Genomic DNA, 24381 nt, shown 5'->3' with positions numbered 1-24381 from the left:
CTCACTGCCCCAGGAGAATCGAGACGAGCATGCCGATCACCGCCAGCAGAAAAGCGGTAGCGAGGAATTCCGGCACGCGAAAGATGCGCATTTTGGCGCTCAGCGTTTCGAGTAGCGCGAGCAGGACGCCGCCGATCGCCAGTTTGAGAATCAGCACCGGCATCGCCAGCAGCAGCGCCAGCGGCGCCTCGGCCTCGGCCACTCCCCAGGGGAAAAACAGCGCCAGCCCGATACACGAGTAGGCAAACAGCTTCAAGCTGGCGGCCCATTCGAGCAGCGCCAGATGACGGCCCGAATATTCGAGGATCAGCGCCTCGTGGATCATCGTCAGTTCGAGATGAGTCGCCGGGTTGTCCACTGGAACTCGGGCATTTTCGGCCAGTGAAACCATGGTGAAGGCCACGCCGGCCAGGGCAAGGCTCGGATAGATCGCCAGATGGCGATGTGCCAGCGTCTCGACGATGGTGGTCAGCGAGGTCGACTTCGAGATCAGTGACGCCGAGAACAGCACCATCAGCAGCGCCGGTTCGGCAAGAAAGCCGATCAGCATTTCGCGCCGGGCGCCGAACGTTCCGAACGAAGTGCCGACGTCCATCGCCGCCAGCGAAATGAACACCCGTGCGACGGCGAACAGGCCGACCAGGGCAATCGCGTCGGCCGCCGGTGACAAGGGCAGATCGGTCGACAGCGTTGGAATGATCGCACTGGCCAGCGCCATGCAGCCGAAAACGATATACGGCGCACCCCGGAACAGCGGCGATGCGTGCTCGGAGATCAGCGATTCCTTGTTGAACAGTTTGTGCAGCATGCGGTACGGCTGCAGCAAGCCGGCGCCCGACTTGTTCTGCAGCCAGGCGCGACACTGGTTGATCCAACCGCTGAGCAAGGGCGCCAGCAGCAGAGCCATGACGATCTCGAGCAGTTGCGAAGCGACACCGAGCCCCGTCATTGTTTCACCACCGTCAGCACCAGCAGCAGGGTCACGAAGCTGTAGAGCAGGTACACCGCAATCCGCCCCTGCTGCAAGCGGCCGATCAGGCGCGCCAAACGCTCGACGACGCTGGCCAGCGGCAGGTAGAGCCAGTGCCAGATGGGGTCGCCAACGCTGACGTGATAGCGGGGTTGGCGATCAAACGGCGTCGGAAGTTCGCGCTCTATCCGGAAAAAAGGCTCGAAAATCTGCCGGATCGGTTGCCCAAAACCCTCTGCCGTATCCTGCATGCGGGCGTTCTGCCAGGGGTAGCCGCAGTCCCAGGGCGGCGCGCGGCGCAGACGACCGTGGTAAAAAATGCGGACCAGCAGGAAAGCGATCGCGAAGCTGGCCGCAACGCCGAGCAGGAAGATCGCCGGCCCATAACTCGCACGTTCCATCGCCACCGGCACCAGCAGCCAGCCACCGGCAGCCACCGTATTGCCCATCCCGGCGCCGACCATTGTGCGCGTCACTGGATCGATGAGGGCAATGAACTGCACCGGAAACAAGCCCAGCGCAACGCAGCCGCTGACCAGCCAGAGCATGCCGACGCGCTCCCAGCCGCCGGCGTCGTGCGCCTGCGCGAGTTTGTCCTCACGCGGCTGGCCGAGGAAGATGATGCCGAAGAACTTGACCATGGTGTAGCCGGCGAGGGCGGCGATCAGCGCAATCAGCGCTGCCACTACCGGGATCAGCATGTTCAGGAATGGACTCGGCAGGCTCGGTGAGAAAAGGAAGCTTTGCAGCAGCAACCATTCCGAGACGAAGCCCCCGAACGGCGGCAGACCGGCGCTGGCCAGCACCGCAAGCAAGGTAATCCAAGCCACCCAGGGCATGTAGCGGATCAGGCCACCGAGTTTGCCCAGGTTGCGTTCGCTGGTGGCATGCAGTACCGCACCGGTGCCGACAAAGAGCAGGCTCTTGAAGAAGGCGTGGCTGGTGACGTGGTAGAGCACCGCGGTCAGCGCCAGTGACGCCATCGGCTGCATGCCGTAGGCGGAAAACAGCACGGCCAGACCAATACCCGTAAACATCAGACCGATGTTCTCGATTGACGAGTAGGCCAGCATGCGTTTCATATCCACCTGTACCGCGGCGAAGACGACGCCGAACAGCGCGGTCGCCAAGCCAAGCACCAGGAGCAACAGGCCCCACCACCAGACCTGGGGTGTGCAGCAGATCGAAAAGTATCCGCAGCACGCCGTAGATGGCGGTCTTCAACATCACTCCGCTCATCAGTGCCGAAACCGGCGAGGGAGCGGCCGGATGCGCCTCGGGGAGCCACACATGTAGCGGCAGAATGCCGGCCTTGGCGCCAAAACCGAAGAGCGCGAGCAGGAAGGCGATCGACGCCGACAACGGCGAAAGCGCCTGGGCGCGCATATTGGCAAAGGTGTAGTCGCCGGTATTCGCTTGCAGCACGCCGAAGCAGAGCAGGATGCCGATGGAGCCAATATGCGCGACCAGCAGATAGAGATAGCCGGCACGCTGGATCTCGACGATACGATGGTTTGCGGTGACCAGAAAGAACGACGACAGGGCCATCGTTTCCCACATCACCATGAACACATAGGCATCGTCGGCGAGGACCACCAGCGCCATGCTCGCGAGAAAGAGGTGGTACTCGAAAGCCAGCAGACCGGGCGGCGTTCCTTCGCCCTGGCGGAAATAGCCGGCGGCGAATGCCGACACGCCCGCCGAGATGCAGCCGATGAGCATCAGGAAGAAAGCCGACAGGCTGTCGAGGCGAAAATGGAAGGGCAGGCTCGGCAGGCCGATCGGCAGCACCGCGACTTCGGGCGAACTCAGCGCTGCACTCAGGGCAATGCCGAATAGGGCCAGTCCGCAAGCACCACCGACGGGAAACAGCACCTTCGCCACCAGCGTCAGGTGGCGCAAGGCAAAGATGCCCGCCACGCCAAGTAGCAGCCACGCGGCCACCACCAGCAGAACCCAGTCCAGATGCACCCACTGCGCCGCCGCGTGCAGCCCGCTGGTGGTCACGATCGGTTGTCACCGCGGCTGTCGCGTGCAGCAAGTGGACGATCAGCAGTAATAGCGAAGATCATACCGTTCAGGCATTTCGGAAAAACTCGTCTGGATTCAACGGAAGGGGCACTTTAAAGTGTTCAGAACGGGGCGAAACCTACCCTGTCGAGCATGCTACTATCTTGATTCGAGAACCATTATATTCGCTTCTGATACTATTGCAATGATAATTTAATTAACACGCAAAGTGCTCCTATGGAAAATCGTACCTCACGCCTCACCATCCTAATCGACCCGCGCAAGAAGCAGATTTTCGAAGAGATCTGCGCATCGCATGACCTGACGCCTTCGCAGGTGGTGCGCAAGTTGATTCGGCAATACATCATCGACAACGCCGGCGACCGGGATCTGCCGGACTGGCTACGGGGGCGGTCTTCACCCGAGCGGGAGAGTTGATCCTGGCCAGCAGTGCCTGGCCATCGTCGGCCCCTGAGCGCGTGCACCCGTACCAGCAAGGCTACTGCCTCGGCCTTGATCGGAGGTGCCTGGAAAAGTCATGACCTTTTGGTCAACGTAAAGCTCTTGTGGAGCGTTAAGCAATGCTGCAGGACGCCAGGCGGACAGAGGCTTGGTGATTTGCGACCCCAATCTCACCAGGAGGAACGCCATGCACAAGCTGATTACCCTGTTGCTCACTTTGCTGATGATCACGATGAATGCCTTTGCTGCGGTCAATGTGAATACCGCCAACAAGGACGAACTGCAAATGCTCACCGGTATCGGTCCGGCCAAGGCCCAGGCAATTATCGATTATCGCACCAAGAATGGTGACTTCAAGACGGTGGACGATCTCACCAAGGTGCCCGGCATTGGACCGGCAGTCCTCGGCAAGATGAAGAGTGACGTGACCTTGACCGGGGCGACAACGGCCAAGCCGGCAGCTACAGCAACACCGGCGGCGGCCAAGGCTGCACCCGCGAAGGCCGAGCCTGCCAAGGCCGCACCCCCGGCAGGCGCCGCTGCACCAGCAAGTGCGCCCACGGCTGCTCCGAAAACTCCGGCGACTCCCGCAGCGGCTGCGGCCACCAAGCCTGTCACTACTCCCGCTGCCGCGGCAGGCGCTCCAGCACCGGCAACCACCAAACCGGCAGCGACTCCTGTCGCACCCGCCGCCAAGGCCGAGCCAGCGAAACCCGTTGAGAGCAAAGATGCAGCCAAACCGGCGACCAGGAAAGACGCCCCGAGCGATGCCAAGAGCACGGATGCCGCTGCAGCGAAGAAGTAATCTCCAACCGCCTTTCTCGGCAAGATGCAATGACAAACCCCGCCTTTGCGGGGTTTGTCATTGCTGCCCTGCGCAGACCAGGGCCTGCCGTTCCGACCGCGGGCCGCCATCGCTGCCGCGATGCTTGCTACACTCCTGTCCTGCGTCCATAAGCCGAGCCCATGCGTCCCCTGCCATCGCTGCTGCCTTTTCTCTTTGTATTCCTGTGGAGCACCGGCTTCATCGGCGCCAAGTTCGGGCTGCCGTACGCCGAGCCGCTGACTTTCCTGCTCGCCCGCTACCTCCTGGTGCTCGTGCTGATGACGCTGTTTGCCCTGGCGACGCGTGCGCCATGGCCCGCCGACGGGCGTCAGCTTGTCCACATCGGCATTTCCGGGCTGTTGGTGCACGCGCTCTACCTGGGCGGGGTGTTCACGGCCATCAAGCATGGTCTGCCGGCTGGCGTAACGGCGCTGGTGGTCGGCATGCAGCCGCTGCTGACCGCTTGTGGTGCCGGTTTTCTGCTCGGTGAACGCGTATCGCCACGGCAATGGCTGGGCCTGGTGCTGGGCTTTGCCGGCGTGGCGCTGGTGGTTGCCAATAAACTCGGCGACCTGCCGCTGGCGGCGATGCTGCTGCCGGCGTTCGCCGCCTTGCTCGGAATCACGCTCGGCACGCTTTACCAGAAGCGTTTTTGCCCGCACTTCGACCTGCGTACCGGTTCGGTCATTCAATTCCTGCCGACCGCGGTGCTTACGGCGCTCGCCGCCTGGACCAGCGAAAGCATGCACATCGAGTGGACGCCGCAGTTTGCCTTTGCCCTGCTGTGGCTGGTGCTGGTACTCTCGTTTGGTGCGATCAGCCTGCTCAATGTGTTGATTCGCAGCGGCAGCGCGGTCAACGTCGCCAGCCTTTTCTACCTGACTCCCCCCAGCACGGCGGTGATCGCCTGGCTGGTGTTCGGCGAAACGCTCGGCGGACTGGCGCTGGCCGGGATGCTGCTGGCGGTCGGCGGGGTCTATCTGGCACGGGCGCAAAACCGATGAGCGCCGCTGCGAGACCGGTGCTGCGCATTCTCGGCATCGACCCTGGTTTGCGCATCACCGGCTTCGGATTGATCGAGAAAACCGGCAACCACCTGGCCTACCTCGCCAGCGGCTGTATCCGCACAGACGTCCGGGATTCGCTGCCTGGCCGTCTGGGAACGATCTACGCCGGCCTGCGCGAACTGCTGGCACAGCACCGACCGGACCAGGCGGCGGTGGAGATCGTGTTTGTCAACGTCAATCCACAATCGACGCTGCTGCTCGGCCAGGCGCGTGGCGCGGCGATCACGGCGCTGGTCGCCAGCGGCCTCGAAGTTGCCGAATATACGGCCTTGCAGGTCAAGCAGGCGGTGGTCGGCAACGGCCATGCCGACAAGGTGCAGGTGCAGCACATGGTGCGCCGCCTGTTGTCCTTGTCGGCAGACCCCCGCCCGGACGCTGCCGATGCGCTGGCTTGCGCCATCGCGCACGCGCACGCTGGGCAGGGGTTCGGGCAACTGGCCAGCAGCGGCCTGCATGTACGCAACGGCCGCCTGAGGGTGGCCAGGGAGAACAAGCGATGATCAGCCGACTGACCGGAATCCTGCTGGAAAAAAAATCCGCCACAGGTGGTGGTCGACGTGCACGGCGTCGCTTACGAGCTCGATGTTCCGATGAGCACTTTTTACAATCTGCCGGCAAATGGCGAGAAGATCAGTTTGCTGACCCACTATGTGGTACGTGAAGATGGACATTTTCTCTACGGATTCGCCAGCGAAGGTGAACGCTTTGCCTTTCGCCAGTTGCTGAAAATTTCGGGTGTCGGTGCACGTCTGGCACTGTCGGTGCTATCCGGGCTATCGGTGAGCGATCTCGCGCAGGTCGTGGCGCGGCAGGAGGTCGGCCGCCTGACCAAGGTGCCCGGCATTGGCACCAAGACCGCCGAACGCCTGCTGCTCGAACTCAAGGGGAAATTCGCAGATGCGCTGCCGGCAAGCGCCGTTCCTGCCGCTGCCGCGCACAATGACATTCTCAATGCGCTGCTGGCTCTGGGTTACAATGACCGCGAAGCAGGGGCAGCGATGAAACAGCTAGCGGCCGACGTCACCACCTCCGACGGCATTCGGCAGGCGCTCAAGCTGCTGTCAAGAGTCTGAATCGACCATGAATCCCGGCCACAAACAACTTATCCAGATCGCGCTCGTCGCCTTGCTGCTGATCGGCTGCATTGCCGTCTTGTTGCCGTTCACCGGGACGCTGCTCTTCGCCATCGTCATCTGTGTCACCACCCTGCCAATCCGCAATCGCCTGCTCACCCTCTGCGGCGGGCGTAGCAATCTGGCGGCGCTGCTGGTGTCGATTCTGCTGCTGCTGGTGCTGGTAGCGCCCGTGGCACTGCTGTCGGGATCGCTTGCCGACGGCGTCGAGATTGCGATTCGCTACCTCAAGCCATTGATGGAAAAAGGGCTGCCCGCCGATCCGCCAGCCTGGCTGGCGAGACTGCCGATCGTCGGTCGCGATGCCGCTGCCTATTGGCATGAACTGATCGAGAGTCGCGAGGAAATGAATGCCCTGCTGCATCAGTTCGTGGATCCGACGCGCCGGCTGGCCTTGGCTACCGCCGCGCTCCTGGCACAGGGACTGTTGCAACTGGTGCTGGTGATTTTCTTCGTATTTTTCATCTTTCGTGACGCACATCTCTATGCGGACGCACTGCACACCGGCAGTCGCGCACTCGCCGGCGATCTCGGCGAGCGCATGCTGGCGCTGGCGGAAGGGACGGTCACCGGGGTCATGGTCGGCATCGTCGGGACGGCGGCCGCACAGGCGCTGGTGGCGATGATCGGTTTCATCATCGCGGGTGTGCCGGGGATCATCATCCTGACCGTGGCCACCTTCTTCTTCTCGATGGTGCCGGTGATCGGGGCCACGCTGATCTGGCTGGGCGCTGCCGTCTGGCTCTACAACGAGGGCCAGACCGGCTGGGCGGTGTTCATGGTGGTGTGGGGGATGTTCGGCATCAGCAGCGTCGATAACTTCATCAAACCGATTCTGATTTCACGGACCGCCAGCCTGCCACTGTTGTTGATCGTCGTCGGTGTCTTTGGCGGCGTGCTGGTCTTCGGCTTCATCGGCCTGTTCCTTGGGCCGACCTTGCTGGCACTCGGGCAGGTGCTGGTTCGCGAGTGGCTGGCGCATGCCGATTCGGAATCGTTGCTGTCAGAGGAGATTTCGCAGCGATGATCGAAACCGACGATCTTGGCAACTCCGCCGTCGACCGGCTGATCTCGGCCGAGGCGAAATCCACCCAGGAAGAAGCGATCGAACGCGCCCTGCGGCCTCGCCGTCTCGCCGATTACGTCGGTCAGGCCAAGATTCGCGAGCAACTGACGATCTTCATCGAAGCGGCCAGGCGGCGCAACGACACGCTCGATCACGTTCTCCTGTTTGGTCCGCCAGGTCTCGGAAAGACCACACTGGCACACATCATTGCCACCGAGATGGGCGTCAACCTGCGCTCGACCTCGGGCCCGGTCCTCGAACGCGCCGGTGATCTGGCTGCCATTCTGACCAATCTCGAACCCCGCGACGTCCTCTTCATCGACGAGATTCACCGCCTCTCGCCGGTCGTCGAAGAAATCCTGTATCCGGCGCTGGAGGACTTCCAGATCGATATCATGATCGGCGAGGGTCCGGCAGCACGTTCGGTCAAGCTCGATCTGCCCCCGTTCACGTTGGTGGGTGCGACCACTCGCGCCGGCATGCTGACCAATCCCTTGCGCGATCGCTTCGGGATTGTCTCGCGACTCGAGTTTTACACGCCCGAGGAACTGATGCTGATTGTCACACGCTCGTCGCAACTGCTCAAGGTGCCTGCCGATCCCGGCGGCGCCCTGGAAATTGCGCGCCGTTCGCGGGGCACGCCACGCATTGCCAACCGACTGTTGCGGCGCGTCCGCGATTTCGCCGAGGTCCGGGCAAACGGCCACATCACGCAGGAAGTTGCTGATCAGGCATTGCTGATGCTCGATGTCGATCATGGTGGCCTTGACGTCATGGACCGCAAGCTGCTGTCCGCGGTGATCGACAAGTTTGCCGGTGGCCCGGTCGGTGTCGACAATCTCGCTGCCGCGATCGGCGAAGCGCGCGACACCATCGAAGATGTTCTCGAACCGTATCTGATCCAGCAAGGCTTCCTGCAGCGCACGCCACGCGGTCGGGTGGCAACCGCGGCGGTTTACCGTCATCTCGGCCTTATGGCGATGCTCGGCGAAGCGCAGGGTGCTCTCTGGCGGGCGCCCTGAGAGGACGCAGCCTGATCACAAACCCTTACATTCGCCAGCAGAATGCTGCCCTAGAATCGGCGTTAGCCATGAAACATCCACAAAAACCCAACGCGTTCACCATCCCAGTTCGCATTTACTACGAAGACACCGATGCCGGTGGCGTCGTGTATTACGCCAATTACCTGAAGTTTTTCGAACGCTGCCGCAGCGAATGGCTGCGCGCGATCGGTCACCAGCAGGCCGAACTGCTGCGCGATCCGGGGATTGCCTTCGTCGTTCGCAGCGTCAGCATCGACTACCTGAAACCGGCGCGACTCGACGATCAACTCGTCGTCGGTCTCGAAGTGGAGAAAATCGGCCGCGCACAGATCTTCTTTCGCCAGCATATCCGGCGCGCCGATGCGACTGTCGAAGGGCACTGGCAGGAACTGGTCAGCGGCACCGTGCACATCGTTTGCGTCAACTCGATGCAGATGAAAGCAACTTCGATTCCCGCAATTCTGCGTACCAAACTGGAAGCCCTGCAATGAATGTCTCGCAAGACCTCTCGATCCTGCATCTGATCCTCAATGCCAGCGCCGTGGTGCAGGCCGTGATGCTGCTGCTGGCCGGCGTCTCTTTCATGTCCTGGTACTACATTTTCCGCAAGTGGTTCACGGTGAAAGCGGCGCGTGCGCAGACCGAGCAGTTCGAGCGTGACTTCTGGAGCGGTGGCGACCTCAACAGTCTCTACCAGAGTGCGATCAATGACCGCCATAGCACCGGCAGCATGGAACGTATCTTCGAAGCAGGTTTTCGTGAATTCACCAAGCTGCGCAGCCAGAAGAACCTCGATCCGAAAGACGTCATCGACGGCTCGCGTCGCGCCATGCGCGCCACCTACCAGCGCGAGATGGACAGCATCGACTCGCACCTCGCCTTTCTCGCTTCGGTTGGTTCGGTAAGCCCGTATGTCGGCCTGTTCGGCACTGTCTGGGGAATCATGCATTCCTTCCGTGGTCTCTCGAATGTCGGTCAGGCAACGCTCGCTGCGGTCGCGCCGGGCATTGCTGAAGCACTGGTGGCGACCGCCATCGGCCTCTTCGCGGCGATCCCGGCGGTGGTCGCCTACAATCGTTTTGCGCACGAGATCGATCGCTTGTCTTCGCGCTTCGAGTCCTTCATGGAAGAGTTCTCGAACATCCTGCAACGGCAGATGAGGTAAGGCCATGCGTCCACGCCGTCTGAAAAACGAAATCAACGTCGTTCCCTATATCGATGTCATGCTCGTGCTGCTGGTCATCTTCATGGTGACGGCGCCGATGATGACTACCGCCAGTATCGACGTACCGTCGGTCGGCAAGGCCGCGCAGCCACCAGCCGAAGCGCTGCAGGTGATCGTCCGCGCCGACCGGACGCTGGCGCTGCTTGCCCCCGGCAAGTCCGAACGCCCGCTCAGCCGCAACGAGCTATCGGAAGCGATTGTCGCCGCGCAGCGCAAGAACCCCGAGCAGGCGGTAGTCATCGCCGGCGACAGGAATGTCAAGTATCAGGCGGTGCTTGAGGTCATGGACGATCTTCAGCAGAAACAGGTCAAACGCATCGGCCTTCTCGTGCAACCCACCGGCAAGTGAGTCCCTGATCGGTGGAAGCTGTCGAAGCCCTCCCGCGGCCGCCGCAGGACGACCCAGCCAAATGGCCGTCGCTGGCTCTTTCCGCGACCGTCCATTTGCTGCTGCTCGGCGCGCTGTTCGTGGGCATGCAATGGAAGAGCCAGCCGCCATCTGCGGTCGAGGTCGAAGTCTGGCGTGCCGCGCCAGCTCCGACGGTGGCCAGTCAGCCCGAGCCGAGAATGGAGCCAAGGCCCGAACCCAAGCCCGAACCCAGGCCGGAGCCAAAGCCCGAACCCAGGCCGGAGCCAAAGCCTGAACCCAAACCGGTAGCCAAGGCAATCGCGAAGCCTGAGCCCAAACCGGAGGCGAAGCCGAAACCGGAGCCGAAACCGGAGCCGAAACCGGAGCCGAAACCGGAGCCGAAACCGGAGCCGAAACCGGAGCCGAAACCCGTTGCCAAGGCAGTCGCAAAACCGGAATCGAAACCCGAAGCCAAGCCTCCTCTCAAGCCGGACATCCCTCTGAAGGAGGAGAAAAAGCCCAAGGAACCACCAAAGGAAGCCAAGGTCAAGGAAACTCTCAAGGAGCCCAAACCGACGGAAGCGCCCAAAGAAACCAAGGCGAAGGAAACGCCCCGGAAGGAAGAACCCAAACCGAAAGAACCCCCGCGCAAGGAAGAGCCCAAGGCCAAGGAACCATCCCGAAAGGAGGAACCCAAGGCAAAGGAACCCGTGCGCAAGGAAGAACCCAAACCCCGGGAGCCTGAACGAAAAGACGAGCCGAAGGCAAAGGAACCGCCCCGGAAGGATGATCCGCGTAAACCGGAAACGGATCCGAGGCCAAACCCGCGAGATGCCGTGGACCGTGAACTAAAGGAACTCAAACAGCAGAAGGCTGAGCAGAAAGCCGCCGAGGATAGGCGCGCGCGCGATGAAGCTCAGGAGCGTCTACGGAAGCAGTTGCAGACCGAGCAGGCGTCGGCCGAGAAAGCGCGTACGCAGTCGCTCGACGAGGAGGCGTACAAGCACAGAATTCGCCTCAAGGTTCGCAATAACGTGTCGTTGCCACCCGGCATCCAGGGCAATCCGAAGGCGGAGTTCGAAGTGACTCAGCTTCCCACCGGCGATGTGCTCGATGTCAGGCTGCTCCGGTCGAGCGGCAACCCGGCGCTCGATGCTGCGGTCGAGCGAGCGATCCGCAAGTCGTCGCCGTTGCCCAAGCCGGCCCAACCCGAACTCTTCAAGCGTGTTCTGAACCTGTACTATAGACCACATGACGACTAGCAAAGCACTGCGGTTGCGCATGCAAGATCACGTTTGGTTACAAATCAAGAGCATTCAGAGACGATATAATCGCGCATTCTGTATTGGACTGTCCCATGTCTGGAATCGGACTCAAACTGCGCCGGATTGGCCTGCTTGCCGTCAGCGCACTGGCCTTTCTGCAGCCTCCTGCACACGCCCAACTGACCATCGAGATCACCGGCGCCGGCGCCAACCGTATCCCGGTGGCAATCGCCGATTTTGGCGGCGAGGCGAGCGCCTCGCGGGTGGTGACTTCGGTGGTGCGTGGCGACCTGGAACGGAGCGGTGTGTTCAAGATGATTGACACGAGCGGGGTGGCCATGACCGAGACGTCCAACCCGGCCTACCCGGAGTGGCGAGGCCGTGGTGCCGACGCACTGGCCGCCGGCAGTATCGGCGGCAGTGACGACGGCCGGCAGGAGGCACGTTTCCGTCTTTACGACGTCAACAAGCAGGCCGTTCTTGGCGGCTCTGCTTTCGTGACCTCCAAAGCCATGCTGCGTGCTGCCGGCCATCGCATCGCCGACATGATCTACGAAAAACTGACCGGTGAGCCCGGCGTCTTCTCGACTCGTGTCGCTTATGTGGTCAGGGTCAGCGCTGCTCGCTACGAGCTGCATATTTCCGACGCGGATGGCCAGAATGCACAGGTCGCGCTGATCTCCAAGGAACCCATCATCTCGCCTTCCTGGTCACCAGATGGTGGCCGTCTGGCCTATGTTTCCTTTGAAAACAAGAAGCCGGTGGTCTACGTTCACTCGCTGGCTTCAGGCAAGCGGGTCGTCGTCGCCAACTTCAAGGGTTCCAACTCGGCGCCAGCGTGGTCGCCTGATGGCCGCAAGCTGGCGGTGGTGCTGAGCAAGGAGGGTGGCTCGCAGATCTTTATCGTCAACGCGGATGGTTCCGGTGCACAGCGTCTGACGACCGACAACGCGATCAATACCGAGCCCAACTTCTCGCCTGACGGGCAATTCGTCTATTTCACCTCGGATCGTGGCGGTAGCCCGCAGATTTACCGGGTCAGTGTCGGTGGTGGCGAAGCCCAGAGAGTGAGCTTCGAAGGCAGCTACAATGTGACCCCGCGTCTTTCTCCTGATGGCAAGACGATGGCGTTCATCAGTCGGCGGGATGGCAGTTTCCGTCTTTCGGTGATGGACCTTGCCAGCCGGCAGGTGCAGGTCCTGACCGACTCGCACAAGGATGAATCACCGACTTTTTCCCCGAACGGCCGGATGATCCTGATTGCCACCGAGATGGGCGGTCGCGGGGTGCTCTCGGCGGTTTCCATTGATGGCCGTATCAAGCAACGCCTTTCCATTACGGCGGGTGATGTTCGCGAACCGGCGTGGGGTCCCTTCAACAAATGAAAATCGATTTTCCCTTTAGCCTCTTGCGCAGGAGAAACCGCATGAAACCACTCGTCCTTCCGGCCGTCTTGGCCCTCCTGATAGCCGCTTGCAGTTCAACCCCCCGAGAGCGGTGATCAGGCTGCCGGTGCGCCCGTCGAGACACGCGCAGCCGGGCCGGGGGTGGCAACGGTGACGACCGGCGGTGTGGATAGTCGAGGCCTGCCGGCGGCACTCACCGATCCGAAGAGCGTCCTGTCGAAGCGTAGCGTGTACTTTGACTACGACAGTTACGAAGTCAAGGCCGAGTACAAGGATCTGGTGACCGCACATGCCAAGTTTCTTACCGAAAACCGCCAGTTCAAGATGCTGATCCAGGGGAATACCGACGAGCGCGGCAGCCGTGAGTACAACCTGGCGCTGGGCCAGAAACGCGCTGACGCGATCCGGAAGATGTTGTCCTTGCTCGGTGCTCGCGAAGATCAGCTCGAATCGGTGAGCCTTGGCGAAGAAAAACCGAAGAACGAGGGCCATAACGAGAGTGCCTGGGCAGAGAACCGGCGCGGCGACATGCTCTACAACGGCGAGTTCTAGCATGCCGGGGCTGTCGATGCGGCGCTGCTCCGGCCAGGCGCGCGTTCTGACGATGGCTTTGTTGCTTGCTGTGCCGGGAGTATTCGGGGTGCGCCACGCGCATGCCGGACTCTTCGATGACGAGGAGGCTCGCCGTCAAATCAGGGACATTTCGACCAAGACCAACGAGCGCCTAGACACTTTTGCCAAGGGACAAATCGAGCTGGCCAATCAGATTCAGGCGCTACGCGAAGAGAACTCGCGTCTTCGTGGCCAGGTCGAGACGCTGATCTATGAACTCGATGCGGCCAGGAAGCGGCAACAGGACTTCTACGTCGATCTCGACGGTCGCCTGCGCAAGCTCGAACCACAGGCTGCGCCTAGCACCGAGGCAAAACCTGCGGACGAGGGCAAGCCGCCGCTTGATACCCCCCCCAGGAAAGCTGCCAGCGATCCAGCCGCTGAAACGCGTGAATACGAGGTGGCGCTCAACCTGTTCCGGGCCAACAAGCTCAAGGAGGCGGCTGCGGCTTTCGAGGCTTTTGCCAGGGCACATCCGGACAGCAACCTGACTCCCAGCGCACAGTACTGGCTTGGCAATGTCCATTATTCGATGCGTGACTGCAAGAAGGCAATCGATGCACACCGGGTGGTAGCCAGCAAATGGCCAACTCACGCCAAGGCACCAGACGCGCTGCTCAACCTCGCCACCTGCCAGCAGGAACTTGCAGATGCCAAGGGTGCGAAGATGACGCTCGAAACCCTGGTCGCCAAGTACCCAGACAGCGCCGCTGCTACCACCGCCAGGCAGCGCCTGAAGAAATAGGGCAGTGAAGGCCTCTGTCCGCCCGCTTTCGCTGAAGATCAGCGAAATTTTCCTGTCTCTGCAAGGTGAGAGTTCACGCGTCGGATTGCCGTCGGTTTTTGTCCGCCTGACCGGCTGCCCGCTCCGTTGTGTCTGGTGCGACACCGCTTACGCCTTCAGCGGTGGCCAGACCATGTCGCTGCCGGACATCCTTGCCGAGGTGGCGCGTCATGGGGTAGCTCACGTTTGCGTGACCGGCGGCGAACCGCTCGCGCAGCCGGCGTGCCTGCCGCTGTTGAGCAAGTTGAGCGACGCCGGCTATGCAGTATCGCTGGAAACCTCTGGCGCTCTCGACATCAGCGGCGTCGATGTCCGGGTTTCGCGAATCGTTGATCTCAAGGCTCCGGGCTCCGGCGAGTTCGACCGAAATCGCTGGCAGAACCTGGCCCTGCTGACCAGCAACGATGAACTCAAGCTGGTTCTCAAGGACCGTGCCGACTACGAGTGGGCACGCCAGTTGATCGTCGACTGCCAGCTTGCTGCGCTCTGTCCGGTGCTCCTCTCACCGGTCGAGGGAGAGCTGGCGGCGACGACGCTGGCGGACTGGATACTCGTCGATCGGCTACCGGTGCGCTTTCAGTTGCAACTCCACAAAGTGCTTTGGGGTAAGATGCGTGGCAGGTAGCTTGAGAGAGACCCCTGTCATGAGCGAAGAACGCCGCCAGTATTCCCGAATCTCCTTTGCATCACCAGCGCAACTGCTGTTGGGCAAGCTAATATTCGAGGTGCAGGTGCTGGACCTTTCATTGAAGGGCGCGCTGCTGTGTCTGTCGGACGATACCGCGGTGGCGATCGGGGCGGCTGCCGTCCTGGACGTTCCCCTCGATGAGCTCGGCAACCGGATTCGCATGCAGACCACTGTCGCCCATTGCGAAGGCAGACAGGCGGGCCTGGTGTGCCAGCTCATCGACATCGACAGCGTTACCCACCTGCGACGCCTGGTTGAACTCAATCTTGGCGACGCCGATCTGCTACAGCGGGAGCTTGCAGCGCTGCTTTCCGGGTAGAACTTCGTATTTCCGGAGTATTCATGCTCTGTGCATGGTCGCGACGCGGTGCGCAAGCGGTCTTCCGGCGGTTCCTGTCTGCTGCCAGCACGCTTCACACCGCACTGGCTGCCAAGCTGTCGCGCCACGGTTCGTCAGGCTTGAACACCATGACGCGGCCCTGATTCTTGTTGACGATCAGGATGTCACCGGCCGCGACCAGTTCGCCGTTCTGCCTGGCCACCGCCACCGCGCAGGGTTTGGAGAGATCCGGGTGCTTGAGTACCCCAAGCTGCCTTCCCCGTGTTGAGACGAAGCGCAGAGAACCCGGTTGCAAGCCCAGGTGATCGCCAAACTCGGCAATCAGAAAGCCCTGCTTGACAGTCTCGAAATCATCGAAGACCTGCAGCGCGGCGGTATCGATGACCTGCGGTTCGCTGGCGCTGCCGTCATGGTTGATCTTTACACTTCCGAATACGGCTGCTGGAATACCGTTGCCGGTGTAGTACAGGGTGTCGTCCCGGATCTTCAGGCCATTGGGTTTGCAGCCCGGCGGGCGGCACCAAGGGATATCCTGAACACTGACGCCAGCAGCTTCAAGGGGCACGCGGTAGATGCCGGGCGTGAGGCTCGGCCCGCTGTTGGCGACATAGAGGCAGCGGCGCTGCGTGTCAATGGCGATTCCATTGGCCAGGACATTGTCGGGGAGGCTGCCGAGCACATCGGTGAAGGCCGCTGGTGTCTTTCTCAGGTCACAACGGACGATCCAGGATTCGGCGTGAAAGGTGAATGCCGCAAGGTAGATCTGCAGCAAGCCCATACTCGTCTGCTCTACATTGTTGACATCGTCCATGATCGCCTTGAGCAGCGGATTATCACTTTGATGGACATGTGCGCAGGCCAGGTACAGGTAATTGCCGTGCGCGGCGATGCCGTTTTTCAGGAAGCTTCTGGGTAAGTCATTGACGCGAACGGGGATGAGCTTTTTCTCACAGACGCCGCCGGAGCCACCCAGCAGCTCGTAGACCCCCTCGCGGGCGGTGACGAACAGGCGCTGCTCCTCGCTGATCACGAGATTTTCGGCATTTGACACGTCGCGACATAGCGTTCTAAGAGACCCGCTCACTGCCTGCGGTGGTGATACCAGGGAAGTGTACAGGGACATCATCATCGGATCTCCGATTAGTAATTGTGCCAACTGCCTGGCTGGACAGGTGGAAGCGATTCTCCTGATTCCCGCTGCCGCTGGAAAGCGGTATATTTGTCAGGCCATGAATATACCACTTCCACTGCCCGGCAGGCGTGCAGTCGTTCTCCTCTCAGGCGGACTCGATTCGGCAACCACGCTGGCGATCGCCCGCGCGAGTGGTTTCGCGTGCTACTGCCTGTCGGTCGACTACGGTCAGCGCCATCGAGCCGAGCTGCGCGCGGCAGCGGCTGTTGCCGGCTCTCTCGGGGTCTGTGAGCATCGGGTGCTGCTCCTGCGACTGGATGTCTTCGGGGGTTCGGCTCTGACCGACACCCGCATCGCTGTTCCCGTCGACGGTCTGCAGCCGGGAATTCCTGTCACTTACGTACCGGCACGTAATACCATCATGCTCTCGCTGGCCCTGGCCTGGGCGAGGTGCTGGGTAGTCGCGATATTTTCGTCGGTGTCAACGCAGTCGACTACTCGGGTTATCCCGATTGCCGGCCGGAGTACATCGCGGCCTTCGAAAGCATGGCCAATCTCGCCACCAGGGCTGCCGTCGAAGGCGCGACGCTGCGCATTCACGCACCACTGCTCCATCTTGGCAAGGCCGAGATCATTGCTCGCGGCAATGATCTGGGCGTGGACTATGGTCTGACGGTTTCCTGTTATCAGGCTGACCAGGACGGACGTGCCTGCGGCGTTTGCGATTCTTGCCGATTGCGACGAGCTGGTTTTGCTGCGGCCGGTCTCGCCGACCCTGGCGCTTATCGGGTATTCTGACCGCGGTCAGTGCGATCATTCGCTGGCATCGACCGCCGCCTCGCTGAAGCGCAGCCTGCGCGCGACCAGCACCTTGTCCACTCGATTGCGGTCCATGTCGACCACTTCGAAACGCCACTCGGCCCATTCAAAGTGATCCGATGCCACCGGAACGCGCCCGAGCACGTACATGATGAAGCCACCCAGCGTGTTGAAGGCGTTCTCGTCTTCCCCCGGCAGCACCGCGTTGATCTCGAGAACGGTCTTCAGGCGTTCGATGGTGACGCTGCCATCCGCCAGCCATGAACCATCCGTGCGGATGACGATATCCTGTTCCTCGGCAGTATCCCAGCTCGGGAGATCGCCGACGATCGAAGCCAGCACGTCGCTGAGGGTGACCAGACCCTGCAGGTCGCCGTATTCGTCGATCATCAGCGCGCACTGCTGGCGCGCCCTGCGGAAGGTTTCGAGCAGTTGGGTGGTCGTGACGCTGGCCGGTACATAGAGCGCTGGCCGGACAAATGGCTCGACTGTGAGAGGCTCGCCGAAGAGGGCGCCCTTGAGGAGATCGCCGGTGCGCAGGATGCCGACGACGTTCTCCAGGCCGTCGCGGCAGACGACAATCCGCTTGTACGGACTCTCGGCGAGATGCTTGCGAATTTCCGCTTCGCTCGCATTCAGGTCGAGCAGGTAGATATCCTTGCGCGGGGTCATGATCGCGCCAATGTGCTGCTCGTCGAGGCGCAGCACATTGGCGACGATGGCCTGCTCGCTTTCGTGGAAGACGCCTGCCTTGGCGCCCTGGCTCATCAGGACCTTGATCTCGTCGTTGCTCACCGAGGACTCCTGCGTGTGGCGCGCTCCAAGCAGGCGCAGGAGCAGGTTGGATGACGAAGCGAGCAGCCATACCAGGGGACGCGCCAGTCGCGAAAGCAGGTTCATTGGTGGCGCAATCAGCGCGGCGATACGCTCCGGGGCCAACAAGCCGAGACGTTTGGGCACCAGTTCGCCGACCACGACCGAGAAATAGGTCAGCACGGCGACGACCAGCGTCAGTGCGATCGCGCTGGCGTGGTCCGCGAGGACTGAGAACTTTCCCAGCCATTCGGCGAGTGGAATGGCCAGTGTCGCCTCGCCGATGGCGCCGCTGAGGATACCTACCGTGGTGATGCCGACCTGGACGGTGGATAGAAAAATCGATGGCTCGAGACTCAATGTCAGAGCTGAGCGTGCGCCCGCATTACCGTCTTCAGCCAGCTTCAGCAGGCGTGACTGCCGCGAAGAGACGACAGCGATTTCCGACATGGCCAGAACGCCGTTGAGCAGGATCAGAAAGAGTAGCAGGGCAATGTCCACGATGGCTAGGTTGTTGCGAAATACCAACAAAAATGACACGGCGACATCGCCGTCGAACGGCATTATAAGGTTCTCTGGCGATGTAGGGAGGCATTGCCAAGGCCTGCTCCGTTCAATGCGAAAGGCATTTCCGGAGCTGCCGGTATGGGTATTTCACCGGTGCATTTCCAAGGCAGGTTGACAAAATCGATACTTATCAATAGACTGCAATTTCTGCAGTAGCAAACAAACGCATCGCAGTCAGTCCGCTGCATATTTGCCGCTCTGTTCGCAGGCCATCAAGGCACACAGAGTTCCGGCCTCAGGGGAAGTGTCCCCCTAGTATTCGAGGCTTTGCACCCGCCTGTAACCGTTCATCGTCAAGCCATTTTGTAGCGAGACGACCACAGTGAAGGAGAGAGCATGTCCGCAACAATTTCACTCGGAAGTATCACGGGGCGTCGTATTGACGCCACTTTGAGTTTGATTCAACACAGCCTGATCATCGTTGGGCTGATGGTCGTACTGGGCACCTTCAAGCTTCCAGTCGCCGACAGTGCGGCTACCGACAGTCAGCCAGCCGTCGAGTCCTCGAATGCCGCCGAAGCATCCGAAACGGAAGCCGTCAAGCCCGCTGTCGAAGTGCTGCCGCTGCGTTTGCAACGCGCCCTGGATTTCGTATCGCGGCGCTACCGGGTGGCGCCTGAAGCGCTGATCCCGATCTTTGAGGCGGCGCAGGCAGTTGGCCGGGAACGTCGCCTCGATCCCCTGCTGATCATCGCCATCATCGGGATCGAGTCGCGTTTCAATCCCTTTGCCGAAAGCGCGAGTGGTGCCAAAGGCTTGATGCAGGTGATTCCGGGCTATCATCTGGACAAGGTGCCGCAAGGTGCCGGGTTGCAGCCGTTTCTCGACCCAGTGACCAATATCCAGGTCGGCGTGCATGTCCTGGAGGAGGCAATCCGCTGGCGTGGCAGCCTGACTGCCGGCCTGCAGCACTACGGCGGCGCCTCGGAGGATCCGGAGAGCGGCTACGCGAGCAAGGTACTTGCCGAGAAGGAGCGGATCGAGCAGGCTGCGCGGCGGGGTTCTGGCGCGCGTGTCTGAGTTTCGTGTTGCCTTACCGGGAAAGTCGCGGAGCGACTTTCCGATTAACGGCTCACCCCGGCGCGTGCGATGCGCCGGATGGCTCGCCTGGCCTCGACCGAGAGGACGAGTTCGGAATGGGTCAGCGGGGTCATCAGACGCTCGTCAAAATGCAGCAGTTCATTTTCGTCCTCGCGCAGGAATTCCGCTTCGATCAGGTTGGCGATGAAGGCAGAGAAGGTCGCCTTCTCAGGAAACTCCGGCGTATTGAACTCGTAGAGCAGGGATAGCCGCTGCGCCAGCAGATGGCAGTGGTTTTCGAGTGCCTGGCGAGTCAATTGGCCCGTCCCATGCCGTTGCAGCAGCGACAGCGTAAGGAAGTGACGTTCCAGCAATGGGCGAATGGTTTCTCCGAGCAGGTGTAGTTCGGCAAATTCCTGACTGACGGGCTCCGGCGCAACGAGCCTTCCCGAGACTTCCGAGCGACCCAGCAGGCCGCGCCTGACGAGCACGCCAATGACCTCTTCGGTGGCTGTCGCCAGGTCGTCGAGAGGCCAGCGCAGAAACAGTTCTGCTCGCATCAGGGTGCAAATGCCGCCCACTGCCCGTGCCACGCGCGCGCCATCGAGGTGGCGGTTATGGCTCAGCAGGCAGGCGAGAACTGCTGGCAAGGCAAACAGGTGCAGGACGTTGTTGCGAAAATAGGCGAGCAGGGGTGCCTGTTCGTTGCCAACCCGGATCAGATCTCCTAGCGGATCGGCAAAGCGTTCGACGACGGCAAGTCGCTCGGCGTAGGCCACGATTTCTTGTGCTGCAAGTCCGCAGGCGATGGTTGTCGGCGCATACGGGGCATCTCTGGCGAGCGCCTGGTAGTGCTCGATCATCCGCAGCAGGGCGCGCTCGTCCGCGGTATGCTTGGGTGTCGCCAGCAGCGCGAGAGCAATCAGGTTGATTGGATTGAGAACTGCCGCGGCGTTGATCCGTTTGGCGAGTTCGGCTGCCGCGGCGCGCGTGGCGGTGCGCGACCATGACGATTCGCTGGTGGAGTCTTCCTCTCTCCAGCCCGGGTGATGGGCATCCAGAAAACCGGCTAGCGGCAGCGGTTCGCCAACGTTCACATGCACCTGGCCAAAAACCCGCTTGATACTGCGCACGCTCTTCAGGATGCCCCACAGTGATTCACCTTGCTTGGGTTTGCCTGCCAGTTCACCGAGATAGGTGTGCCCCTCCATCAGCTTCTCGTAACCAATGTATACCGGTACGAACACCAGCGGTCGCGCGTGTTCGCGGATGAAGCTCTGCACGGTCATGCCGAGGATGCCTGCCTTGGGCGTCAACATCCTGCCGCTGCGGCTGCGCCCGCCTTCGATGAAGTACTCGATCGGGAAGCCGCGCGCGAGCATCAGGTGCAGGTATTCGTGGAATACGGCAGCATACAACGGCTCACCCTTGAAGCTGCGGCGCAGGAAGAAGGCGCCGCCGCGGCGTAGCAGCGATCCGACGATCGGCAGATTGAGGTTGGCACCGGCGGCGATGTGAGGTGGCGTCAACCCCTGGCGGACGATGATGTAGGACAGCAGCAGGTAATCGATGTGGCTGCGGTGGCAGGGGACATAAACGATTTCATGTCCGGAGGCGATGCGGGTGACGACGTCGAAGTGATGCAGCTGGATGCCGTCGTAGAGACGAGTCCACAACCAGGAAAGGAATAGTTCCAGGGCGCGCAGAACCCCGTAGGAGTAATCGGAAGCGATCTCCAGCGCGAAGTGGACGGCCCTTGCTTTAGCCTCGCCGAGCGGGATGCCTTGTGTCGCGGCTTCGCTAATGATCGCCGCGCGAACCTGTTCGCCGGCGAGCACCGCATCCACCTGGGTGTTGCGGTGCGAGAGGTCGGGTCCGATGGCCATCTGGCGCTGGCGGCGAAAATGTACCCGCAAGACGCGCGACAGCTTGCGTAGTGCCTGCTCCTCACCCAGTCCTCCCTGCAGCAGATTGCGCAGCGAAATGGGCGTGTTGTAGCGCACCAGGACATTGCGACCATGCAGCAGAATTGCCAGCAATTGCCGCCATGCGCCAGGCGGACGCCAGGTTTCGGAGAACAGCGCTTTGAGGACGGAATCCTGGGTGTCAGGACTGCGTCCCCAGAGGATGACCACCGGTACCAGCTGGACGTCGAGCGTCGGGTCGGCGACTGCCTGGTGCATCAGGCTCGCCAGCAATGGGGAGTAATTGTTGCCGTCGCGTGCTCTGCCGGCGAGGCTGCGGTCACGGTTGAGAAAGAAGAATGAGCGGGGCAGCCGCTGTCCGCCCAGCGCCATCGGCACCTCTGCGCGCGGCAAGCCGGCTCGGCGCGATTCCTCGAAGAGCACCAGCAGGTTCGAGAGATGCCTGTCCTGCAGGACGTAACAGACCGGCATCGTCGGGTCGAGTCCCACAGCCTGCAGATTTTCCGGAAAAACCGAGGTTCGTACCCAGGCGTAGAGCAGGCGTCGCGCCAGCGGAATGAACCAGTTGGAGACCTTGAAGACCTCGCCCACGACGACGCTGCTCGTCCTGATTTCTTGCCTACTCCTCCTCGACGACCTTGTGCTGCGCCGCCAGTTGCTGTTGTGTCGCCGGCGGTACCTGGGCGTAGTGCGAGAAGGCGATGCTGTACGAGCCCTGTCCGCCGGTCAGTGACTTGAGGCGCGACTGGTAGCTCTCGAGTTCGGCCAGCGGTGCCTGACCGGTAATCGCCATGACGCCCGGAGCACGTGGTTGGGTGCCGGTGAGATGACCGCGTTTGCTGGAAAGGTCGCCAGTGACGTCACCGGTGACCGCTTCCGGTGCGAGGATTTCGATGTCGACGACTGGTTCGAGGATGATCGGTCTGGCGGCACGAATCGCCTCGACCGTTGCCTTCTTGGCGGCCATGAAAAAGGCGATGTCCTTGCCGTCAACCGGATGTGTCTTGCCGTCGTACACGGTGACGCGCAGATCCTCCACCGGGAAGCCGGCAACGACGCCATCGGCAAGCGCCTGGCGAACGCCTTTCTCGACTGCCGCCATGAAGACACCAGGGATCACCCCGCCTTTGACGATATCGACGAACTCGAAGCCGGCCCCCCGTTCGAGTGGCTCGATTCGCAGCATTACTTCGCCGAACTGGCCCGCGCCACCACTCTGTTTCTTGTGCCGGCAGTGCCCTTCGGCCGAACCGGTAATCGCTTCACGATAAGCAATCTGCGGCGGCTTGGTGTCGAGTTCCAGCTTGTACTGCTGTGCCAGGCGCGTCAGTTTGGCGCGCAGATGCATTTCGCCGATGCCGCGAATCACCGTCTCGTTGGTCGTCGGATGCCGTTCGATCCGGAAGCAGGGGTCCTCGACTTCGAGTTTGTGCAGGATCTCGAACAGCCGCTGTTCGTCGGCCTTGCGCCGCGCATGCACGGCCAGACCGTGCATCGGCAGCGGGAACTCGAGTGGCTGCAGATGAATGTGGTCTTCGTCATGCGAGTCGTGCAGTACGCAGTCGAACTCGATTTCCTCGACCTTGGCAATTGCACCCAGGTCGCCAGGTACCAGTGTTTCGACCTCGACATAATCCTTCCCCTGCAGGCGATAGATGTGGCCGACCTTGAACGGACGCTTGCCATCGCCGACGAAGAGCTGCGAATCTTTCCTGATCGTTCCCTGATGCACGCGGAATACCCCTACTTTGCCGATGAAGGGGTCGCTGACGATCTTGAAGACGTGCGCCAACACGTGCTTCTGCGGATCGGGTTCGGCTGCGAAGGGCACGACCGGCCCGCCTGGTTCGCCGCGATAAAAGGGCGGCGGGTTACCCTCCGCCGGATTGGGCGCGAGTCTGGCGAGAACGTCGAGCAATTGCGGGATTCCGGCTCCGGTCTTTGCCGAAACGAAGAGAATCGGAATCAGGTGGCCGGCACGCAGAGCCCTCTCGAATGGCAGGTGCAATTCGTCCGGAGTCGGATCGACACCGTCGTCGAGGTACTTTGCCAGCAGATCCTCGTCTTCCTCGACGATCTGGTCGATCAGCGCACGGTGCGCTGCTGCCACGGATTCGAAATCGCTTTCGCCATCGTCATGGCCGAGCAGCTCGACGACTTCACTGCCCTGTCTGGCTGGCAGGTCAAGCAACATGCATTCACGACCGAAACGCTCACGGATCTCGCCGACCAGTGCCGGAAGATTGACGTTCTCCGCGTCGATCTTGTTGATCACGATCATCCGGCAAACGCTGCGAGCTGCGGCCAGCTTCATCATACGTTCGCTCGAGAGCTCGATGCCGTTTTGTGCATTGATCACCACCAGTGCCGTGTCCACGGCGGCGAGCGCGGCAATCGCCTGTCCGGCGAAGTCGGGAAAGCCCGGCGTATCGAGCAAATGGATCAACACTCCTTGCCAGGAAAAACTCGCCAGCGCTGAATTCAGCGAGTGGCCAAACTCCTTCTCTTGCGCATCGAAATCACAAACCGTGTTGCCCTTTTCGACGGCGCCCCGGCTGCTGATGGCGCCGGCTGCGGCGAGCAGGCTTTCGGCAAGCGTCGTTTTGCCGGCGGCACCGTGGCCGACGAGAGCAACAGTGCGAAGGTTACTGGTGGCGGTCTGGCCCATTCATCATCTCCCATTCAAGTCGAACGCAAGCCGCAGCTGCAGAAATAACCCCATGGTATGTTGGCTGCGCGTGCGTTCAGCATTTTACCCCCGCGACAGCCGCAGCGCTTGCTCGTCGTGGTGTCGCTTCCGAACTCTGGCGCACAAAACCGGTCGACATCGCCATTGCAGATCACATCAGTTTTGTGTTC

General features: G+C 61.4%; 20 protein-coding genes and 4 pseudogenes. 18 read left to right on the top strand and 6 right to left on the bottom strand.

What is annotated here, in order from left to right; all coding sequences use genetic code 11:
- Nucleotide 1: 1 nt before the first annotated feature.
- Together E4Q08_RS13190 and hyfB are read right to left on the bottom strand one after the other, a co-directional pair.
- Nucleotides 2-949, bottom strand: a complete 948-nt coding sequence (locus tag E4Q08_RS13190; RefSeq protein WP_169070712.1) for a respiratory chain complex I subunit 1 family protein — start codon at nucleotides 947-949, stop codon at nucleotides 2-4.
- Nucleotides 946-2977 (bottom strand): annotated as a pseudogene (gene hyfB / locus E4Q08_RS13185) (hydrogenase 4 subunit B). The gene E4Q08_RS13190 and the pseudogene hyfB overlap by 4 nt, the downstream one beginning before the upstream one ends.
- Before the next feature lie 240 nt (nucleotides 2978-3217).
- Between hyfB and E4Q08_RS13180 the strand changes: the two are divergent.
- The 16 genes and pseudogenes from E4Q08_RS13180 (at nucleotide 3218) to E4Q08_RS13105 (ending at nucleotide 15225) form a co-directional block, all read left to right on the top strand.
- Nucleotides 3218-3418, top strand: a complete 201-nt coding sequence (locus E4Q08_RS13180) for a ribbon-helix-helix protein (protein ID WP_169070711.1) — start codon at nucleotides 3218-3220, stop codon at nucleotides 3416-3418.
- Nucleotides 3419-3629: 211 nt separating this feature from the next.
- Nucleotides 3630-4247, top strand: a complete 618-nt coding sequence (locus E4Q08_RS13175) for a ComEA family DNA-binding protein (protein ID WP_034917091.1) — start codon at nucleotides 3630-3632, stop codon at nucleotides 4245-4247.
- A 161-nt stretch (nucleotides 4248-4408) separates the two neighbouring features.
- Nucleotides 4409-5272, top strand: coding sequence for a DMT family transporter (locus E4Q08_RS13170; RefSeq protein ID WP_169070710.1), 864 nt, complete (start codon nucleotides 4409-4411; stop codon nucleotides 5270-5272).
- A complete protein-coding gene (gene ruvC, locus E4Q08_RS13165; protein WP_169070709.1) occupies nucleotides 5269-5835 on the top strand; it encodes a crossover junction endodeoxyribonuclease RuvC in 567 nt (188 codons plus the stop codon). Before E4Q08_RS13170 ends, ruvC begins: the two co-directional genes overlap by 4 nt.
- Nucleotides 5832-6408, top strand: a pseudogene (gene ruvA, locus E4Q08_RS13160) (Holliday junction branch migration protein RuvA). Before ruvC ends, ruvA begins: the two are co-directional and overlap by 4 nt.
- Before the next feature lie 7 nt (nucleotides 6409-6415).
- A complete protein-coding gene (locus E4Q08_RS13155) occupies nucleotides 6416-7495 on the top strand; it encodes an AI-2E family transporter (protein WP_034911223.1) in 1080 nt (359 codons plus the stop codon).
- Complete coding sequence (gene ruvB, locus E4Q08_RS13150; protein ID WP_169070708.1) at nucleotides 7492-8556, top strand: Holliday junction branch migration DNA helicase RuvB; 1065 nt, start codon at nucleotides 7492-7494, stop codon at nucleotides 8554-8556. Before E4Q08_RS13155 ends, ruvB begins: the two co-directional genes overlap by 4 nt.
- A 68-nt stretch (nucleotides 8557-8624) precedes the next feature.
- Nucleotides 8625-9068 carry a tol-pal system-associated acyl-CoA thioesterase gene (ybgC, locus tag E4Q08_RS13145; RefSeq protein ID WP_169070707.1) on the top strand — a complete coding sequence of 148 codons (444 nt, stop codon included), beginning with the start codon at nucleotides 8625-8627 and terminating at the stop codon, nucleotides 9066-9068.
- Complete coding sequence (gene tolQ / locus E4Q08_RS13140; RefSeq protein WP_034924219.1) at nucleotides 9065-9742, top strand: protein TolQ; 678 nt, start codon at nucleotides 9065-9067, stop codon at nucleotides 9740-9742. Before ybgC ends, tolQ begins: the two co-directional genes overlap by 4 nt.
- A gap of 4 nt (nucleotides 9743-9746) precedes the next feature.
- The gene (gene tolR, locus E4Q08_RS13135) at nucleotides 9747-10151 is read left to right on the top strand and encodes a protein TolR (RefSeq protein WP_169070706.1); all 405 of its coding nucleotides are present in this window, start codon (nucleotides 9747-9749) and stop codon (nucleotides 10149-10151) included.
- 11 nt (nucleotides 10152-10162) lie between these two features.
- Nucleotides 10163-11413 (top strand): energy transducer TonB, encoded by a 1251-nt coding sequence (locus E4Q08_RS13130; RefSeq protein WP_169070705.1) that lies wholly within the window; start codon nucleotides 10163-10165, stop codon nucleotides 11411-11413.
- Nucleotides 11414-11508: 95 nt separating this feature from the next.
- A complete protein-coding gene (gene tolB, locus E4Q08_RS13125) occupies nucleotides 11509-12801 on the top strand; it encodes a Tol-Pal system beta propeller repeat protein TolB (RefSeq protein ID WP_169070704.1) in 1293 nt (430 codons plus the stop codon).
- 41 nt (nucleotides 12802-12842) lie between these two features.
- Nucleotides 12843-13374: pseudogene (pal, locus tag E4Q08_RS13120) on the top strand (peptidoglycan-associated lipoprotein Pal).
- 1 nt (nucleotide 13375) lies between these two features.
- Nucleotides 13376-14179, top strand: a complete 804-nt coding sequence (gene ybgF / locus E4Q08_RS13115) for a tol-pal system protein YbgF (RefSeq protein ID WP_169070703.1) — start codon at nucleotides 13376-13378, stop codon at nucleotides 14177-14179.
- A gap of 4 nt (nucleotides 14180-14183) precedes the next feature.
- The gene (queE, locus tag E4Q08_RS13110; protein ID WP_169070702.1) at nucleotides 14184-14843 is read left to right on the top strand and encodes a 7-carboxy-7-deazaguanine synthase QueE; all 660 of its coding nucleotides are present in this window, start codon (nucleotides 14184-14186) and stop codon (nucleotides 14841-14843) included.
- 19 nt (nucleotides 14844-14862) lie between these two features.
- Nucleotides 14863-15225 (top strand): PilZ domain-containing protein, encoded by a 363-nt coding sequence (locus E4Q08_RS13105; protein WP_169070701.1) that lies wholly within the window; start codon nucleotides 14863-14865, stop codon nucleotides 15223-15225.
- 94 nt (nucleotides 15226-15319) lie between these two features.
- On the opposite strand, the gene E4Q08_RS13100 is transcribed toward E4Q08_RS13105, so the two are convergent.
- Nucleotides 15320-16375 carry a hypothetical protein gene (locus E4Q08_RS13100; protein ID WP_169070700.1) on the bottom strand — a complete coding sequence of 352 codons (1056 nt, stop codon included), beginning with the start codon at nucleotides 16373-16375 and terminating at the stop codon, nucleotides 15320-15322.
- Nucleotides 16376-16475: 100 nt separating this feature from the next.
- Here E4Q08_RS13100 and queC point away from each other — a divergent pair.
- Nucleotides 16476-17176: pseudogene (queC, locus tag E4Q08_RS13095) on the top strand (7-cyano-7-deazaguanine synthase QueC).
- A gap of 15 nt (nucleotides 17177-17191) precedes the next feature.
- Here queC and E4Q08_RS13090 read toward each other — a convergent pair.
- Entirely contained in the window at nucleotides 17192-18511 is a 1320-nt protein-coding gene (locus E4Q08_RS13090; protein WP_169070738.1) for a hemolysin family protein, read from the bottom strand.
- Between the two features lie 402 nt (nucleotides 18512-18913).
- Here E4Q08_RS13090 and E4Q08_RS13085 point away from each other — a divergent pair, with 402 nt between their 5' ends.
- On the top strand, nucleotides 18914-19597 hold the full coding sequence (locus E4Q08_RS13085; RefSeq protein WP_034916426.1) for a transglycosylase SLT domain-containing protein: 684 nt from the start codon (nucleotides 18914-18916) through the stop codon (nucleotides 19595-19597).
- A gap of 44 nt (nucleotides 19598-19641) precedes the next feature.
- On the opposite strand, the gene plsB is transcribed toward E4Q08_RS13085, so the two are convergent.
- Together plsB and fusA are read right to left on the bottom strand one after the other, a co-directional pair.
- Nucleotides 19642-22113: a glycerol-3-phosphate 1-O-acyltransferase PlsB gene (gene plsB / locus E4Q08_RS13080; RefSeq protein WP_169070699.1), complete on the bottom strand. Its 2472-nt coding sequence runs from the start codon at nucleotides 22111-22113 to the stop codon at nucleotides 19642-19644.
- Between the two features lie 28 nt (nucleotides 22114-22141).
- Complete coding sequence (gene fusA / locus E4Q08_RS13075) at nucleotides 22142-24190, bottom strand: elongation factor G (protein WP_169070698.1); 2049 nt, start codon at nucleotides 24188-24190, stop codon at nucleotides 22142-22144.
- Between the last annotated feature and the right edge of the window lie 191 nt (nucleotides 24191-24381).

It is taken from the genome of Candidatus Accumulibacter contiguus (assembly GCF_012940005.1).
Lineage (GTDB): Bacteria > Pseudomonadota > Gammaproteobacteria > Burkholderiales > Rhodocyclaceae > Accumulibacter > Accumulibacter contiguus.
This window is presented reverse-complemented; position numbering and strand designations above follow the sequence as displayed.

What these genes read in the sequence shown, in the direction of transcription:
- E4Q08_RS13155 (WP_034911223.1), top strand. Translation starts at nt 6,416, where the DNA reads ATGAATCCCGGCCACAAACAACTTATCCAGATCGCGCTCGTCGCCTTG.
- E4Q08_RS13175 (WP_034917091.1), top strand. Translation starts at nt 3,630, where the DNA reads ATGCACAAGCTGATTACCCTGTTGCTCACTTTGCTGATGATCACGATG.
- ybgF (WP_169070703.1), top strand. Translation starts at nt 13,376, where the DNA reads ATGCCGGGGCTGTCGATGCGGCGCTGCTCCGGCCAGGCGCGCGTTCTG.
- E4Q08_RS13190 (WP_169070712.1), bottom strand. Translation starts at nt 949, where the DNA reads ATGACGGGGCTCGGTGTCGCTTCGCAACTGCTCGAGATCGTCATGGCT.
- E4Q08_RS13170 (WP_169070710.1), top strand. Translation starts at nt 4,409, where the DNA reads ATGCGTCCCCTGCCATCGCTGCTGCCTTTTCTCTTTGTATTCCTGTGG.
- ruvB (WP_169070708.1), top strand. Translation starts at nt 7,492, where the DNA reads ATGATCGAAACCGACGATCTTGGCAACTCCGCCGTCGACCGGCTGATC.
- E4Q08_RS13085 (WP_034916426.1), top strand. Translation starts at nt 18,914, where the DNA reads ATGTCCGCAACAATTTCACTCGGAAGTATCACGGGGCGTCGTATTGAC.
- E4Q08_RS13105 (WP_169070701.1), top strand. Translation starts at nt 14,863, where the DNA reads ATGAGCGAAGAACGCCGCCAGTATTCCCGAATCTCCTTTGCATCACCA.
- ruvC (WP_169070709.1), top strand. Translation starts at nt 5,269, where the DNA reads ATGAGCGCCGCTGCGAGACCGGTGCTGCGCATTCTCGGCATCGACCCT.
- tolR (WP_169070706.1), top strand. Translation starts at nt 9,747, where the DNA reads ATGCGTCCACGCCGTCTGAAAAACGAAATCAACGTCGTTCCCTATATC.
- E4Q08_RS13180 (WP_169070711.1), top strand. Translation starts at nt 3,218, where the DNA reads ATGGAAAATCGTACCTCACGCCTCACCATCCTAATCGACCCGCGCAAG.
- ybgC (WP_169070707.1), top strand. Translation starts at nt 8,625, where the DNA reads ATGAAACATCCACAAAAACCCAACGCGTTCACCATCCCAGTTCGCATT.
- tolB (WP_169070704.1), top strand. Translation starts at nt 11,509, where the DNA reads ATGTCTGGAATCGGACTCAAACTGCGCCGGATTGGCCTGCTTGCCGTC.
- tolQ (WP_034924219.1), top strand. Translation starts at nt 9,065, where the DNA reads ATGAATGTCTCGCAAGACCTCTCGATCCTGCATCTGATCCTCAATGCC.
- E4Q08_RS13100 (WP_169070700.1), bottom strand. Translation starts at nt 16,375, where the DNA reads ATGATGATGTCCCTGTACACTTCCCTGGTATCACCACCGCAGGCAGTG.
- fusA (WP_169070698.1), bottom strand. Translation starts at nt 24,190, where the DNA reads ATGGGCCAGACCGCCACCAGTAACCTTCGCACTGTTGCTCTCGTCGGC.